Origin of the sequence: Paenibacillus sp. LBL (assembly GCF_029893715.1) — a bacterium.
Classification (GTDB): domain Bacteria; phylum Bacillota; class Bacilli; order Paenibacillales; family Paenibacillaceae; genus Paenibacillus_AQ; species Paenibacillus_AQ glucanolyticus.
In genome coordinates this window covers 252,187-270,033 of record NZ_JARXYU010000002.1, presented here as the reverse complement: position 1 = coordinate 270,033, position 17,847 = coordinate 252,187, and the positions used below count along the sequence as shown (strand labels likewise).

Annotated in this window: 10 protein-coding genes and 1 pseudogene (1 of these 11 only partly in view); 3 read left to right on the top strand and 8 right to left on the bottom strand. The window is 48.5% G+C overall.

From position 1 onward, the window contains the following. Positions 1-110: 110 nt before the first annotated feature. The 3 genes and pseudogenes from M2277_RS06310 to abnA all read left to right on the top strand — a co-directional run bounded on the left by M2277_RS06310 (position 111) and on the right by abnA (position 3,041). Positions 111-529 (top strand): annotated as a pseudogene (locus M2277_RS06310) (MerR family transcriptional regulator). 31 nt (positions 530-560) lie between these two features. Next, on the top strand, positions 561-1,790 hold the full coding sequence (locus M2277_RS06305; RefSeq protein WP_280754392.1) for an aminopeptidase: 1,230 nt from the start codon (positions 561-563) through the stop codon (positions 1,788-1,790). A 300-nt stretch (positions 1,791-2,090) separates the two neighbouring features. After that, complete coding sequence (gene abnA, locus M2277_RS06300) at positions 2,091-3,041, top strand: arabinan endo-1,5-alpha-L-arabinosidase AbnA (RefSeq protein ID WP_148247065.1); 951 nt, start codon at positions 2,091-2,093, stop codon at positions 3,039-3,041. A gap of 210 nt (positions 3,042-3,251) precedes the next feature. On the opposite strand, the gene M2277_RS06295 is transcribed toward abnA, so the two are convergent. The 8 genes from M2277_RS06295 to M2277_RS06260 all read right to left on the bottom strand — a co-directional run. Next, complete coding sequence (locus M2277_RS06295) at positions 3,252-8,465, bottom strand: S-layer homology domain-containing protein (protein ID WP_280754391.1); 5,214 nt, start codon at positions 8,463-8,465, stop codon at positions 3,252-3,254. Positions 8,466-9,116: 651 nt separating this feature from the next. Next, a complete protein-coding gene (locus M2277_RS06290) occupies positions 9,117-9,689 on the bottom strand; it encodes a DUF1697 domain-containing protein (protein WP_036637179.1) in 573 nt (190 codons plus the stop codon). Then, complete coding sequence (locus tag M2277_RS06285) at positions 9,686-11,092, bottom strand: protoporphyrinogen oxidase (protein WP_280754390.1); 1,407 nt, start codon at positions 11,090-11,092, stop codon at positions 9,686-9,688. The genes M2277_RS06290 and M2277_RS06285 overlap by 4 nt, the downstream gene beginning before the upstream one ends. 458 nt (positions 11,093-11,550) lie before the next feature. After that, entirely contained in the window at positions 11,551-12,294 is a 744-nt protein-coding gene (locus M2277_RS06280) for a GTP pyrophosphokinase (RefSeq protein ID WP_006210951.1), read from the bottom strand. 362 nt (positions 12,295-12,656) lie between these two features. After that, complete coding sequence (locus tag M2277_RS06275) at positions 12,657-12,974, bottom strand: ArsR/SmtB family transcription factor (protein ID WP_076150576.1); 318 nt, start codon at positions 12,972-12,974, stop codon at positions 12,657-12,659. A 172-nt stretch (positions 12,975-13,146) separates the two neighbouring features. Then, positions 13,147-14,127 carry an acyltransferase domain-containing protein gene (locus M2277_RS06270; protein ID WP_280754389.1) on the bottom strand — a complete coding sequence of 327 codons (981 nt, stop codon included), beginning with the start codon at positions 14,125-14,127 and terminating at the stop codon, positions 13,147-13,149. Positions 14,128-14,144: 17 nt separating this feature from the next. Beyond that, on the bottom strand, positions 14,145-14,819 hold the full coding sequence (locus tag M2277_RS06265; protein WP_006210954.1) for an MBL fold metallo-hydrolase: 675 nt from the start codon (positions 14,817-14,819) through the stop codon (positions 14,145-14,147). Between the two features lie 72 nt (positions 14,820-14,891). Further along, on the bottom strand, positions 14,892-17,847 hold the 3' end of the coding sequence (locus M2277_RS06260) for an SDR family NAD(P)-dependent oxidoreductase (protein WP_280754388.1). 15,047 nt of this gene lie beyond the right edge of the window; only the last 2,956 of its 18,003 coding nucleotides appear in the window; its start codon lies off the right edge, out of view — the gene reads right to left on this strand; its stop codon occupies positions 14,892-14,894.

Genomic DNA, 17,847 nt, shown 5'->3' with positions numbered 1-17,847 from the left:
GCACGGGAATTCTATTTATATAAATAGTTCAGAGAACCCCCATCCTTAAAGCACAGGCAGCTCGTAGCGATAATCTGGTTATCTAATTTAAGTAGGGAGATACACATGGAATAAAGATCAGCGAATTATCACAACACAGTCATGTCCGTGCGCTCCATCCGGCACTATGAGCAAAAAAGACTGCTGGAAGCCGACAGACTGGACAATGATTACCGCGATTTTAACGCGCATCCGCGATCGAACGGGTCAAGATGATTCCATTGTACTTGAAGCTCGGTCTGACCACAGATCAAATACGGGTATTACTCCGCGGTGAGGTGGCTTCGCCCGATGCTTACGAATACTGCGAGGAAATGCTCTCCTTCTACGAGGCAAAGTTAAACAATGTGGACAGTCAGATTGCTCACTGCATGAATTGAAACATCTGCTTCGGAGACAAATCTCCCTTACTCTGGACAAGAAAAAGAGGCAATTACCGATATCGCCATCATCCATTTGTTTAGTGTCTACTGTTAACGTGATAGAATAAAGTGTACATCTGAAATGGAGGACATCTACATATGGACAATTTCGAGAAAAATCTGGAGAAATACGCGGAGCTGGTCGTTAAAGTGGGCGTAAACGTTCAGCCAGGTCAAGTTCTAATCGTCAATGCGCCCATTGAAACCGTAGATTTGACCCGCCACATCGTAGCCAAGGCATATGATGCGGGCGCCAAATATGTGCAAGTCGATTGGGAAGACGAGAAAATCACCCGAATTCGTTATGAGAAGGCACCTGACGATTCCTTCGGGTATTATCCACAGTGGCAGGCAGATGCCATGCAGCAGCTTGCCGAAGGCGGAGGTGCCATTCTGCGCATTAAGGTACCGGATCCAGAGCTGTTCCGTGGAATTGACTCAGCCAAAGTATCTACGGCTGTAAAAGCTGCCGCTGTAGCCAGCGAGAAATACCAGGATTATGTGCGCAACAACAAAATCAGCTGGTCGCTCATTAAGGCGCCTACGCGTGCATGGGCTAATAAAGTGTTTGCAGACCTCCCTGAAGAAGAGCGGGTTCCAGCCATGTGGGAGGCCGTATTCCAGATGACCCGTGTCGGAAACGACGATCCGGTAGCAGCCTGGCGCGATCATATAGCTCAACTGAAGCTGCGACAAAATCACATGAACGCAAAGCGCTACAAGAGCTTTCACTACCGCGCACCGGGAACCGATTTGCGTGTTGATATGCCGGAGGGATATCTATGGCTCGGCGGCGGCGATGAGAACGAAGCCGGCGTATATTTTGTTGCCAATATGCCAACAGAAGAGATCTATACGATGCCGCACCGTACAGGCGTGAACGGTACCGTAACCAGTACGCTTCCACTCAATCTGAATGGCCGATTGGTTGAAGGCATCAAGCTTACCTTCAAGGACGGCAAGGTAGTCGAGTATGAAGCCGAATCCGGACGGGAGCATCTCACAACACTGCTCGACACGGACGAGGGTGCATCCTATCTCGGGGAAATGGCGCTCGTTCCGCATGACTCGCCGATCTCTCAACTGAATCGGGTGTTCTATAACACCGGGATTGATGAGAATGCCTCCTGTCACTTTGCACTTGGCAGCGCCTATCCGGTCAATATAGAGGGCGGTACCAAGCTGAGCAAGGAGGAACTGCTGGCTCGTGGAGCCAATGTCAGCTTGACGCATGTCGATTTCATGATCGGGTCTGCTGAGCTCGACATTGATGGCGAGCTGGTGGACGGCACGGTTGAGCCAGTATTCCGCGGCGGACGCTGGGTCTGATTACGATTGGAATACAAACACGAAACAAAGCCCTGCGAGGTTCGCGGGGCTTTGTTTGTATATAGAAGACTAGACCTGAATCTTCTGTATTCCACAGCCAATATTCAGTTGAACAGGCGGGTCGATCTTGTCATAGAATTTGTACTTTACTTATACTGGAAGCGCTTTTATAATTTATAATAACATAAATCGATTTACACTAACATGAAATAAATTTCAAACAAATCGGAGGTGATTTATTCTAGAAGTGTTTCACGGATTCGTTCTCTCTAATTCAGATTGAAAGGAAGGATATAACGAATGAACAAGAAGAGAAAATGGCTTACTTCGCTTGTGCTTGCCACTGGGTTGTGCGTCACGGGCGCACAGTCGGCATTCGGCGCTTTCTGGAACCTTAGCGGTGATATTGTCGTTCACGATCCAACGATCATCAAGGAAGGGAATACATGGTACACCTTCTCAACAGGACAGGGCATTCAGCTGCTGAAATCCAGCAACGGCACGAACTGGACCAGGGCCAATCAGGTATTTTCCTCTCCGCTTTCCTGGTGGAAGACCTATGTACCGAATCAGAGCACGAATGATCTCTGGGCACCCGATATTGAATATTTCAACGGTCGTTACTGGCTCTATTATTCGATCTCGTCCTTCGGGTCCAACACATCCGCCATCGGCTTGACTTCGACAACCAGCATCACCTCAGGCAATTGGCGCGACGACGGTCTGGTTACACGGACGACATCATCTAACAACTATAATGCAATCGATCCCACCCTGACGATTGACAAGGACGGTAACCCTTGGCTCGCCTACGGTTCGTTCTGGAGCGGACTGAAGCTGACACGCGTGGATGCAAGCACGATGAAACCGACAGGCACGCTTTATTCCATTGCCTCACGTCCTAACAACGGCGGTGCCGTAGAAGCGCCAACGATCATCTACCGAAACGGTTACTATTATCTGTTTGCCTCCTTTGATTCCTGCTGTCAGGGCGTGAACAGCACTTATAAAATCGCTTATGGCCGTTCTGCCAATATCACGGGCCCTTACGTAGACAAGAACGGAACCAGCATGATGAACGGCGGCGGCACGATCATGGACAGCGGCAATGCCGTCTGGAAGGGGCCCGGACACCAAGATGTGTATAACAACATCATCATTAGACATGCTTATGACGCAACGGACAACGGTACGCCGAAGCTGCTCATCAATGACCTGAACTGGGACGCCCAGGGCTGGCCTACTTATTGAAGGTAAAGGGACAGAGCGTTTAATCATTGGATAAAAAAATAACCTGCAAGAGCGCACGTTTGTTCAAGCGTCCACTCTTGCAGGTTACGATTCTCCTATCGCTTTATCGGCTTCGATAGTGGAATGAATATCGATGAATCTCCTCATGTAAAAGAGGCCTTCACCCATGAATATGCTTGGGCGAAAGCCTCTTGTTCATTGAATAACTCGTTATTTCTCCACTTTCTCGAGCATGCGAAGAATCATCATAACCGCTTCCGCGCGAGTCGCGGATTCAAGTGGAGCAAATCGGTTACCCGAGCGGCCATTCACGATACCGGCATCAACAGCAGCGGATATCTCCTTCTCTGCCCAGGCAGGAATGTTGCTATGATCTCGGAAGGAAGATTCCGCATCCCCCAAGCTCAGTCCCAGGTATCTCACAAGTATGACCGCCATCTCTGCACGGTTAACGGTTTGATTCGGACGGAATGAACGATCTTCGTATCCCTTCACGATACCTTCGGATACGGCCCATTGAACGGCTTCAAGCGCCCAAGGTCCGATGAGGGAACTATCTTTGAAGTTCAGCGTCGCGGAATTCCCGTGGCCCTCCATGGCTTTTGCCAGCATCACCATAAATTCAGCACGGGTTACCTGACGGTCCGGTCTGAAGGTCTGGTCCGGGTAACCTCCAATAATCTCAAGCTGAACGGCTTGTTCAATGGCTGACGCGGCCCAGTGTTCACCGATGTCCGTTAACCCTGCCGGCATGGGATCGGGCTTCGTTGCTTCTGTCTCTTGCTTAGCTTTACGATGAATGTTCAACTGATAGACCTTTGTCGCGCCATTCTCGGCTTGAACTACCAACCTCAGAATGTTATCCCCTTCCGTTAAGGCGATCAGCTGATCCGGCTTCACGGCTTCATCACCCAGAAGCACCTTGGCTCCGCTGTGCGCAGCGCCAACACGGAGCTGTACCGATTCGGCTTCCGTTTCAAGCCGATACTCCGTTGTATTCTGGTTGAACGCAGGAGATAGTTCTACCGTTTTGCCGCCAATGATCACTTCAAGGCCTTTCAGGTTTGTGTTGCCTGACCGTACGATGCCTCCGGAAGAATCTGAACCTGAAGATGGAGGATTCTCCGATGAAGGAACAACCGAAACGTTATAGGCACGGATTGCAGCTTGCAATACTATCACTGCATCCTCTACATCCTTGGCTGTGGCTTGATCCTGTTCCGCTACGACACTGGCACTCGCAATGGCAGTCCGTAAAGCGGATCGTGCCGCTGCCGGGTACTGGCCCGGCGATGAGCCTTCTTGGGTTTCATCGAGCCTTTGCTGTGCCAAAGCAATCCACCTTTTCAGCTCTCTTTTGTCTACAGCTGCCGCCGGAGTTGTAACCGATTGATGAAGTCCATGGCTCTCTCCAGCCGCATTATAGGCTTTTACCGTAAAGTGATACAACGTATCCGGCTCCAGGCTGGAGACGGTATGTGAATACACGTCGTTCGTCACGGTAACCACCGGTTCACTCCGACCATTCTGATAGACGCGATAGCCATCCACGCCATCAGGTGCATTCGCCTCCGGCCAGCCCAAGGTTACACTTATTGGCGTAATGTCCGTAACCTTCAACTCTCCGGATGACCATACAGGCGCACCCGAAATGACCTCAGCATTCGTTGTAATCGTTAACCTGTCGCTTCGATCCGATTCGTTCCCTTGTTCATCCAGGGTAGTTACCTGGAATTCGTATACCGTGTCTGCCATCAGCCCTGTCGCTTCATACACACTCTCCGTTACAGTCGCTGTCTGCTGACCATTCTGATAGATATTGTAGCCCGCGACCTGCTGGTCCGGATGGTTCACAGAATCCCAGCCCAACTGAACCGAGGAGGATGTCACTCGCAGTGCCTTCAGATTCGTCGGAGCAGGAAGCTCCCCGCCTTCGGTTGTGAATGACCAAACATCCGATACGGTTCTCCCGCCGAATTCATCCTGTGCAAGAACATACCAGGAATACGTCGTCCCGTTCGATTGAAGCCCCGTCCATGGCTGCGTCACCACTGCACCGCTGGCAACTTTCTGCGGTGCACCCAAAGCCGCTCCTTTCAGATGATTCACTTGAATCGAATCCGTTGCCACCCTTTTCAGCTTCGGCTCAAGATCCAGATTCATCGTAAACTCGTCCACTCCTGGATTTGTATAATAATTGTACTTATCCAGGTATGGAGAATACGTATTCACGTAAATTTGATTGCTTTCCTTATCAAAATGCAGCAAGCGCAGATAGCCGCTGCCACCATCGGCATGTCCCTGGTAGTCCGCAAGCATCTGATAGACGGTTCTGTCCGGCGTACCGTCACCGTCATCATCCAGCTCATTCTTGAGCAGACTGGCTCCCGTGTAATGCCCGCTCAGAACAGCAACTACATTCGGGTTCGGGACGACCACTTCTTTGTATAACTTGTTTCCTACACCGGAACGCGTTCCATTGGCAAGCATGTAATCATGGAAATTCAGAAACGCGATTCGGTCCGGGTACTCAGCCAGAACCTCATTCATCCACTTTATGTCCTCGTCTTCGACTCCCCATCCCATATACATCATGATGTAGTCGTTGCCTTCGGCGGAGATGAGGTCGTAATGACCGCGATTATCCTTGTAGGAGCCACCGTAGTAAGGCTGATTCTTATAGCGGTCCTCTCCAAAATATTGACTGTAGGTCGTGTAATCCCAATCATAACTACCCACGTCATGATTACCGGCAAGCACGCCATGAGGCAAGTTTGCATTCTCCAGCATGTTCATATATCTGTCGGCTCGTTCCCACTGATATTGCGCCGTCGGATCATTTACGATGTCACCGGTATGGAACAAATATTTAATATTCATATCATCCATGGAATCGACGATCCAGTCGAATTGTTTCTGTTGAATGTGCGGGTACAGCTCTGTCAAGAACTGGGTATCCGATACCCAGACAAAGGTATAGTCATAATCACCTCGGGTGGGAATTTCATCCTGTACGATGACATCCACTTGGTTGCTCCGCACGTAGTCAGCTGCGGCCAATTCTCCACGAAGCGTAAAATCATCTTCGGACTGGGCGATATGTTTCGTGATTTCCGTCCACTTGCTTGTATTGTAATTCCACGCGTACATCGTGACCTTGCGACCAGAAACGGTATGTCCTTCCCAGCCCACTTCGACGACGTCGCCTGGTTCGGCGGCTTGCTCCAGGTCAACCTCGAAGCGGATGTAAGGGAACTGGGATGTAGAATCCACGGTAACATATTGATCGTTGGACTCGGAGATGAGTTTCAATTCCTCTTCTGTCAATACGGTTTCGCCAGCCGGAAGCTTGACCTTGGGCGGTTCTTCATCCGAAGCGTTCTTGGACAACTTCACTCGATCACCGCTTAACGAGTGATACGTATGCGCCTGATGGAAGGAAACCTCAAGCTCGTCATTCGATGGATCACTGACTTGAACCTTCAGCTCTGGCGAAAGCCCTGTTCCTGTCTCCTTATCCGCTGGTGACAACAAAACCGGTGCATTCGGATGCTCCTGAGCAGTGTTAAACGTAACGGAGCGTTCCGAACTGTTGCCGATCTTATCCACTGCGCGAATCTCCAGCTTATGATCACCAGGTGCAAGCTCCGATGATGAAGTCGCGTATGGCACCTCGATTAATCGACCGTCCAGTGTGACCTCCATACGATCCATGCCGGATACGTTATCCACAGCGGACACTTCGATCGGGATGTTCCCCTTATAAGACTTTCCCTCTTCCACACTCACATCGATTTCCGGCCCATGATTATCGGACTGAACGGTGGCAGATACTTCAGACTGGCCCTTAATGTTCAGTTGGACCGTATGCTGCCCGTCCGTGACTTGTGAGGTATCCCACGCATACGACAAAGCTTTTACCTTATCCGCCGGAATGTCAAAATAAAATTCAACCAGCGGCAGAAACCGTCCGTCATCACCCAGATCATGAATCAGCGCAGGGTCGCTGTATCGCGGATCCCATATCTCCGTTCCGTCTCCTAACAGAAGTCGTACATTTCGGGCATTGAAGTCATCCATGTTCCCAGCAGGCTTGTTATCCTCGAAGTAGGTTCGCTCATTGTCGCCTGCCCGAAGCGTTATTTCGTTAATGCCGCTTGTCAGCCACTCGGGTTCAATCGGGACAGCGATCGTTCGATAGCCATCTATATTAGCCTCGGTCTTGTAGAGAACGTCCTTGCCGATGGTTACCGTGTTGATCCCATCATCGATACCATCCGCTTCAAATACAAAGTAGGCTGAGTGCTCCATGACAGGCACACCTTGAACCCTCTGTCCATCTATAAAAAGCTCCAGGTCGTTGGATTCCGCACCATTTGCGGCGCCCCGGATGTACGTTGTGCCGGTTACGGTCTGTTGATGATCCAGGTTCAATCTGGCGCTTGCTCCATTCCCTGTCAGATCGACCTCATACTTGGGGCTCTCCACTTCTTTAAACGTATTGGACACCGTGAAGAAATACTCCAGTTTACGATGTCCCAGCAGTTCAAGATAAGAGATCGTATGCCGGAAATCTTGCTTTTCTTCCTGGAGCTGAACGACCGTGTAATCATTTTGATCATCGACACGATAAGATAATGCCACAGAAGTGACCATTCGCGCATCATGGGCCTCGGCAATTATCTCCAGATTATCTCCCGGCTCTACGTCCATGGCTGTCGTGCGGTTCGTCACGGTCGGTTCCTTCGTTATATCGATATGTACCGGCTCCGACGGCACCTCAGAATGCTGTAATGAACCCGGCGTTGCCAGATGCTCCAGTTGGGAGATCCGCTGCATCTTCAGGCTGCCGTCCTCAGGATATTTATAGAAGATCCCCAGATCAGGACCGTTATGGACTTCTCCGTCATTATAGAATGCAGACACGATCGGTCGCCCGGTGTTGGTCACTACCATGAGCTCCCGCATGCGCGAATTGGACATACCGCCTGAGAATATTTTCACCACATCGGTGTTCTCAGTCAGCTGGGTGCCATAGTTATTATTAAAATCGCCAATCGTTGATTTATTGTTCTGACCGTTAATAATCCAGAACACCAGCGTACCGCCGGCTGGAATGGTCACCTCATCAGGGACGTGCGCCCAGAGGGTGTCACTCTCCAAATAACGGTAGCGTATTTTGTAATTGCTGAAATCGATGGCCTGATCGGTATTGTTATACACTTCAATAAATTCGTATCCATCTGCAGTTCCAACATTTGTAGAATCAGGTACAAGTTCAGTAATTAACAGCTCCGGAACGGTATTGCCTGTAGCCAGCTGCTCGGCTGAAGCTTGTCCGATGCCAACGGTGAACGAGGCTGATAAGACGATACAGAGAATCAAGAAGCAGGAAATACATCGATTAAGGACGATCTTAGACATGGAAAACCTCCTAGAAATGATTTGTTGAGCAATCAATTCAGTTTCCCAATTCTCCAGGTCTCCATGGGATCTCCAAATTTAAAATTAAAGCGTTTTCATCACAAGCTCCTTCACAACGCTCGATTCAGGTTGTCCCCTCGAGGAGTTGCGTTACCCCATCACCTCCTGAAATCAATAATTGCATATTCTGCCCGGTTTTTAAACCACTTTATGTAAAATTTGATAAATGATATATTAGTCCCGGTAGTCCCTTCCACCTCTAGTCACAGGGAACCATTTGTCAGGCATTCTTTACTATTAGATATGGACTTGGGCTCCATTTACTGCACAAAAAAAAGACCCCGCGAATGATATCGCAGGATCCTTATGAGTGGGAAGCGATTTGAAGTTCGTTATGCAGCAATTTTCCAATTGCTAGGGTGCCTTACCTGAAAAGAATCGAAGAAATCTCGCTCTTCTTCTCCTTTTGCGAGTGTTCATGGCGAATCAACTGCCTTTCGGAATGACATCAAGTTCTTCCGTCCGTCGATTGACAATACCACTTCCCACTTATTCTATATTTACCCGATCCTCAATAAACGAAACAACTCTCTTTCAAAACCATTATGTCTGAGCGTTGATTACTCATCGATGCGAGTTCGCCCCATTCAACTATTGAGGCGGCTCATTCTGCATCTCCATGGCCAGCTGTGCCAGCTTGTTCATCGTTTTCCAATTCCGCATCGTGACGGGTAGACTGAGCTTGGATAATTGCCCTGCCAGCTTGGAATTCCGGACGCTTTCCTTAAATAATAAATAGACCTCTTCACCTATCGCTTCAAAGGCTTCCTTGTCGTTCTCATAGTTCTTCAACTTCTCAACCTCTTCAACTGCAGGTACTTCTGGCAGCATGGCAACATACAGGCTTTCAAACTCTGAGGCTTCCTCGGCAAGGCGAATACGTTCTTCTGAGAAAGGACAATTCCGAATAATCCCTTCGATTTCCGAGGAGGTTCTGAGCAGCACCGGCACTGGGAAGCCAAACACTTCAAGTATGCCCTGCTCCATCTTTGCACGCAGAGCTGCTTTGGATTCCGCGGATTGAAACAGTACGTTTCCGCTCTGAATGTAGGTTTGTACATGGGTTAGCCCCATGCCCTCCAGCATCTTCCTTAAATCGGCCATTTTTATTTTATGGTGGCCGCCGACATTGATCCCTCGAAGCAGTGCAATGTAGATGGTCATGTGTTTGCCTCCTGATTACGTTCCATAATCTGACCAGCCGTATTCTCACCATTCGCAATACAGTCCGGGATGCCTACCCCATAGTAAGAACATCCCGCAAGAATCACGTTAGGATACGAATCTTTTAGTTTGCGCTCCAATGATTCTACAACCTGTCTGTGCTTCAAATGGTAATTCGGCATGTCGTCATGCCACTTCGTAACTTCACAGGAGACCGGCTCTGCCGTAATACCCAAGCTGCGGTTGATGTCCTCCATCCCGACCTGCTTCAATTCATCGTCCGTTAACCGGATTAACTCCTCATAATGCGGATTGGAGCTCTTGTAGAACAATCTCATCAATAATCGCTTGTTCTCGGAGGTATGCTCCCATTTCCGACTGGTCCAGGTGCAGGCATCACACTTCAAATGTGTGCCTTTGCCCGTAATGAATCCTGTGCCATCATAAGGAAGTTCTTCATCTTGTATATCAAAAGCAAGATACACACTGATGAGGGATTTGGTATACAGCTGATCGAAGTCTTCGTTAAGGTGTGGATCTTGCAGCAATTCCTTCGCAGATGGAGCCAGCGTGCTCAGCACAACATAATCGGCTTCAAGCTTCTCTCCGTTGGAGAGTGCAATTTCATAGCCATCAGCTAATTTCTTCAGCTTCGCTGCTGCCGTTCCTTTGTAAATCTCTGCTCCTGCTTGAGAAACCGTATCTTCCAGGGCATCAATCAAAGCCGAGACGCCGCCTTTGAAGGAGATGAATTTCTTGTTTCCCGCACCCAGATACTTCTGCTTATTCTCTGCGAGGCCGCCCATGATGCTGCCATATGTATTTTTGTAATCAAGCAAATAGGGGAAGGTGGAGGCAATGGTCAAGTCATGAAGATCTCCGGAATACACCCCTGATATGACCGGAGCGATCTGCTTCTGCACAATCTCCTTGCCAAGAAATGCTTCAAGAAACTCCCCCAGCGAATCATCCCTGGTGAATGTCTCATTGGGCGTGTAATAATCTTTGAGCGCCACTACCTTCCCCTCCGCGGATACGAGCTCACTTTCGGCCAGCGACCTCAGGCTAAGCGGTATGCCAAACACACTCTCGTCCGGAATTTTCTTCAGTCCCTCGCTTGTGTAAATAAAAGAGGTTCCCGTGGCATTATACACAACCTGATCCGTTAGCTGAAGCTCCTCCAAGAGCGGTGCCACATTCGTTTTTCGGGACACGATGGAATCCGCGCCGGTTTCCATAATAAACTCGCCATTCTGAACGGTTCGAATTTTCCCTCCAAGCGTTTCGCTTGCCTCAATAAGCACCAGATTCATCTCCTGATGACGAAGCTTTAACTCTTTTTGCAGGTAGTATAAGGTTGAAAGTCCGGTAATGCCGCCGCCGATCACTACTATAGTTGTCACTATATACACCTCAATTATGTAGGTTCTTTACAATCTCATCCATGTTACTTACCATTGTATCCAATTCATAAGTATATCATAGAAGCAGTCCATCGAATGCCGCCATTCCCTCAATATTGTGAACAGTCTTTTCAGCAAAAGATCAGCATATCCAGCCGGGATGGAACGAAAAAAACTCCACGAGATGCCTCGCAGAGTTTTTTAAAGTGGGAAGCGGTTATTACCGTTCTCAAACCATCATTACATTACTTAGGATGTCTTCGGAATAATTCAGGCGGTGCCTTCCTTATTCCTCGTTATATGCTTCATGGGTATCAAGTCCTTTCGGTAATTCCGACTTTAATAGTCTTATTATCCGTCTGGTGTTGATGTGACTCCACTTCCCACTTAGGATATATATACCCGTACCACTGCCGATGAAACATGTTGCACTTGATATCTTCGAAACAGACTTAACCTTATTTCTCCTCCGTGAATACCTCTAGCAAGCCCGCTGGAAGCTCATACTTGCGATTGTTAATCTGAATGCTCTTCAGCTCCTCCAGCAATGAATCCTCACTCTCTGAATCTTTGATTGCTTGTACCTCATGATGCAATTGTTCCATTTGACGGTCCAGCGCATTGGCGGTATCCGCTGCATTCTTCAGCTCCTCCAGCAGCTGCTGAGGAACCGACTTATTATATTTGTAGAAGATCTTGTGCTCCAGGCTTGCCCAGAAATCCATGGCAATAGTTCGAATCTGAACTTCAACGCATACCTTTTCAACCCTGTCGGAGAAGTACACCGGTACTTCTACTAGAAGATGCAGGCTTTGGTATCCGTTCGGCTTCGGATTCTTGATATAATCCTTCACATTAAGAACCGTTAAGTCGCTTTGCTGCTGCAGCATATCGCTGATTTTGTAAATGTCGGAAATAAAAGAACAGGTGATCCTTAAACCTGCGATATCCTTAATGTTATCCTCAATCGAGCTAAGGGATATGTTTCCGCCTTTACGAAGCAGTTTCTTCATGATGCTTTCCGGTGACTTCAGGCGGGATTTCGTATGTTCAATCGGGCTATAATCATGAAGAGCCTGGAACTCCTCTTTCAATATTTCCATTTTGGTTTCAATCTCATCTAATGCGAATTTGTATTTCATCATGAAACGGGTAATTTCATTCCGAATGATTTTGAGCTGTTCGATTTGCAAAGAATTCATGGGATACTTCCTTTCGATTGTGTGATTCAGAGTCGTTTTTGACTCGATCGTAATTAAATATCGCTTGCTGATTACATACTAGAAGTTCCGTTCCCTCTCTAAATATTAGTTGAAAAGGAGGGGTGCCTGCAACTTTAGTGCAATAACGCAAAAAAGACGCCGCAACCATTTCAAGTTGCCCCGTCTTCATCCTATGCCGATATGCTGCTGTTTGACTTACTTTACGCCGCTGTTCGCGCGGACTTTCAAGACTTCTTTTCAACAAAAGGTTACAACGAAACACACATCATAATATAACTATATGATTATATTTAGAATAAAAAAAGCCTGGCAATTGAACAATGTGACCATCGTTAATCACATTAATATTTCATATCACTTTTGTTCAGCTGCTTAAGCATATCTTGTGGAGACGGCATCTCATTCAATACGGCCTGAATGTATGGCTTGTCTGCAACATTGAGCGAGTAATATACCCATTGTCCGCGCCTTTCTTCATTCACGATTCCCAGAGATTTCAGTTTTCTTAAATGTTGGCTGACACCTGGTTGTGACATATGCAGCACGTGAACGAACTCGCACACACACCATTCCCTCTCTGTTAGCAAGATCAGCATCGTCAGTCTTGTCTTATCTCCCAGCAGCTTTAGCTTATCTGAGATGATCTCCAAACGTTCCATTCTCTGAACCTCCAATACCATCTTGAGCCAGATTCCATCCACCGTTGATATATAATCATATAGTTATCATTCAATCGCAATAAAATTACTATTACTATCATGAAGCGCAGGTTTTATTTCTCGGGCAATCGCAAAATAATCTTGGTTTCGACAACCGAATCTCACTTTGCCATCATGTCGTTACCCGTTCCCATTTTATTTTGGACAGTACCTGCTCCAGCCTGTTCATATCCTTGTGAAAAGGACTAAGAACCGAATGTAAACTCTGGACTCCGTCCGGGCCAAATAACGAATGATTGTGCTTTATGAAGGTTGTAAGTGTTCCCCCTGGCCCCAAATCCACAAAAATCTTATCCTCCATGGGCAGCAAAGTTATCAAGGCATCGCGAAAGCGGATCGGTTCCCGCACCGTGTTCCATAAATATTCGGGTTCAAAAGAAGCACAGGCCCCGCCAGCTAGAGCTGATATGACTCCTGCTTGAGGAGACTTTAAAGAATATGAGGCTGCATAACGCTTATATAGCGCTCCGGCAGGATCTATCCACTTAGAGTGAAAACCATAATGAATAGGTAATCGCTGATACATCACTTTGCGGTCTTTTATATAGGACTCCACTTCAGAGAGGCCTGCTGCTCCCCCTGAAACGACAAAATGATTGTCAAAATTAACCGAGGCAATCTCACAGTTCCGATAAAGCTCCGGTTCGCTATGGAACAGCGATACTTTTTCAAGAATAGCGATCATCCCTCCCGGTTCGCAATGATTCTGTACGATGTCCGCTTGAACGACCAAACTCTCCAATGCTGAAGTGTAATCCAGCGCTCCGGCAACGGTGCATGACGCAAATTCCCCCAGACTAGTACCAAACACATAATCAGGGTAGATCTGCTGCTCCATAAATACCTGGGCTAAGGCATATTCGATCATGAATATGGCGGGATGTGTGAGCGGCAATGAGTCAAATGGTTGACTTATTGGATAATCCTTATCGTACAACTCGTCGATGACCGAATTTCCGGTTATTCCGTAATAATATTGATCCAGATGCCGCATCCAGTGGCGGAACACCGGTTGATCTCGATATAATTCCCTGCCCATTTGGTAGTATTGCGAGCCTTGCCCGGAAAATAAAAATACGATGGATTTCCCCACCTTTGTTCACTCCCCTATCATCGAAAATTAAATACGCTTTTCTGATTCGGCCTCATTCTGAAATCGACAAAATGCTTGCGCGAATCCAATTGAAAGTAAATATTCTGATCGTACAACCTTCTTATGGTTTGGCCTGGTTCGGCCCCGTAGGAATGACCGGGATACACACGCAAGTCCGGGGCAGCCAAAGCCTTGATCTTTTGGATACTCTCAAACATCGCCTCAGCCGAACCGCCTGGATAATGGCATCCCCCACAGCCCTCTATGAATAAAGTGTCTCCAGTAAATACGCAGTCCTCCAGCAAAAAACACATGCTTCCCGAGGTATGTCCGGGTGTCCACAAGCAGGTGACCTTCGTTCTCCCAATCGAGATGACTTCTTGATCCGAGACACTTATCAGGTTTCTGCAATGGAATCCGTAGTCTTCAATTTCCACATTCGACATGAATACGTCACATTCAAAAATCTCCGTGAGCACCAAGGTCAAATTCACGTGATCATAATGGGAGTGAGTCAACATAATCCCCTTCACGTCTGCATTCAAATCGTTCAGCTTGCCGAGGATGGCATCGAGTTCCCATGAAGGATCGATTAACAAGGCAGAACGACTGCTTTTGTCCAAAACAATATAGCAATAATTAATGTAAGGAAGCGAGACCGTTCGTAGTGCAAACACTTCGTAATTAACCATTGTCCTCCCTTTCGCATAGGCATGACAAAATCCCGACTAAGCGCCTTGTACCGCAGCTTAGTCGGGATTCGTTCACACCTTGCTTCCGTGTAATTCTTTCGTTTGCTCTTTAAACATCTGGAGGAACTCCTTGGTTATGCCTTCTCCAGAATATAACGCTTCGCAAAATGCAAAAATCGTTTCGTACGATTTAGCTTCCGACAACAGCACCATATGATTCGAAGGATCGATATCCATGACATGCAGGTCCGGGAACTGGCGTTCCCACTCCTTCCAGTATGCCGCTTGGTCTAGAACCGACGAATCTTCGGTTGTCGAGAAGTACGGCTCCAGCTCTCCGAAGATCAAGCCGCCCTTATTGCGGAAATAGTAGCAGGTTACGGCATCCGGGTCGGGAAGCGGCATCGCCGCATATTGATCGAATTGATAAGCATGCTGTATCTTGACATTCGCCTCGATCATGGACACAATCTGATCCTCGGTCTTGGTGAGTCCGCGTGTGTTTCCCAGCTTAATAAGCTGCTCCAGCAGTTTGCCCTCTTCCACATTAAAGTCCAGTTCATCCCTATGAATCAGCGTCTGGATAAACTTGTCCGGTTCTTGAAAATTCCTCGAGGCAAGCGCCAAGTTAACGGCCTGCAATACGGCCGTTGTTCTTGAGACGGCTCCTTGCTGGAACTCTTTGCCGTATGGGGAGTCCAGCATCACAACCGAATTCACCGCATGCCCCAGTACCTGCAATTGACGCGTTACTTCATAGGCCAGAACCCCGCCTAAGGAGTACCCTCCCAGATCATAAGGACCGTCGGGCTGAACCGATTGAATAATGTGGGCATAATAAGCGGCCATCGCCCCGACCCCTTTTAGAGGAGTACGGTCAGTCAACCACCCTCTCGCCTGAATTCCGTAAAAGGGACGCTCACTCTTTTGCGCCAACTTCTGGTACATTTCGACACCGCCCAAACCCCCATGAAACCAGAATACGGGCGAACCTTGTGATCCTTTGTTAAGCAGGATGAGCTCGGGAAATTGCGGCCAACTGACGGGTGCAATAGACGCATTCTCAGGATGAAGTCTGGGCTGCCTGTCTTCTGTCGGCGGCAATTCAATCATGGCAGCAATATCCATCACCGTCCTGCATTCCTGCAGCTTGACGAGATCAACCGCGGGATCCAGCTGGTGCTGCAGCTGCTGCAGCAGCTGCATCAATAGAATGGAGTCAAGCCCGTATCGATCCAAGGGCAGCCCCGGATTCATCTCAGCCGGTGCCATGCCCAGTATGCTCGATACGATATCGATCACGCGGCTGCTTATATAAGGATCAGGTTCGGTCTCTTGTACATCGTCCAGCTCAGGCCAGCACCTTCTCTTCTCGAATGGATACGCGGGAAGAGATATTCTATGGACTCGTTCTTCCATATGAAGCCATTCCCAAGGGAACTGCCCGCCTTTTGTCCATTGCAGCGCTATGTTGGTCAAATTGTTTTCTGCAAAAAGCGACTGAAGCGCAGCCGAATCCAGTTTGGAGCTTGAGAAGGTTGTATCCCCGGTAAAAATGGCCGGATTCGTAATGGCCCCACCGGGGTTATCCGGCGATGCATTCAGGAATATCCTGAAACCAGTAATCAGTTCCTCCCTGCTGCTGGCAATCATAGCTAACCGGGACTCCATCTGTTCCCTTCCCACCTGTAAGGTATATGCAAATTCCTCTAATGAGAACTCGGAATGACGTTCTGCATATTCAAGCATCTGTGAAGCGTAATCTTGAAGCCGCTCTGTTTTTTTTGCCGACAGGACGATAATCTGAGGTTTCCCTGAAGGTTCTACCCGAAGCAACCCTTCATCTGCAGGGATATACTCTTCAAGAATGACATGGGCGTTTACACCGCCGATCCCGTAGCTGTTTATCGCTGCGCGCCGCGGAAGCGTCTTGCCGTCTGCATCGGTTAAGGCTTCCCATTCATGATGCTCTGCGGAGATTCGCAGCGGACTGCCCGCAAGCGAAATATGTTCACTCGGACTTGTAAATCGGACCACCCCCGGGATAAGTTTATGCCTTATCGCCTGTATGGCCTTGATCAACGAAGCCATGCCGGAAGCCACTTCCCCATGACCCATGGCGGGCTTCAAGGTGCTGATATAACAAGCATTGTCCTTGACTGAATCGATTGCAGACGAGCTGTTCGACGCAATCTCCTGATATCCCGCCCTCAGTGCATTCACTTCAATGCCGTCAGCCATCGGGGACGCAATGCCATGAGCTTCGATATAAGATATCGTCCGAGGATGAACTCCCGAGCCTTTAAAGGCTTGAGACATCGCGGCTTTCATGCCTCCGGCATTGGGAGAGGTCAATGACATCCCCTTGCCCCCATGCGAAACGCCTGTCCCTTTGATTACCGCATAAATGAGATTATGGTCCTTGATTGCTTTTGACAAAGGCTTGATGATCATCGCACCAACCCCCTCGCTCCGCACGAACCCGTCCGCGTCGGACTGAAAGGATTTGGCATGTCCATCCGGGCTAAGATAGCCCATGGCATCAAAACCTATGAAGCCTATTGGAGAGATCAGCAGGTTTACGGCGCCAACGATGGCTTGTTCGCATTCTTGATCGCGAATAGAGCGAATGGCACGATGCAAGGCCACCAAGGTTGAGGAACAAGCCGTTTCGTAATATTCGCTCGGCCCTTGCAGGTTTAAGGCATAGGAGATACGGTTCGGAATCAAGGATGGAACGACCCCTGTCATCGCTTGGGGATTCCCCTGCGAGATCGAAGTGATGTTCATATAATCGCCTGGACCTGCAGCCACGAATACACCTGTAGGATCTTGCGACAGCTTGCCCGGTGCAATACCGGCATCCTCAACCGCCTTCCAAACCTGGGTGAGCAGGAGACGCTGCTGGGGATCCATAATCTCGGCTTCTCTCGGGGAAATACCGAAGAATAACGGATCAAATTCTTCCACGCCTTCAATGAAGCCTCCCCATTTTAGACTGGAATGCCCTTGAGCCTCGGAAGGATCA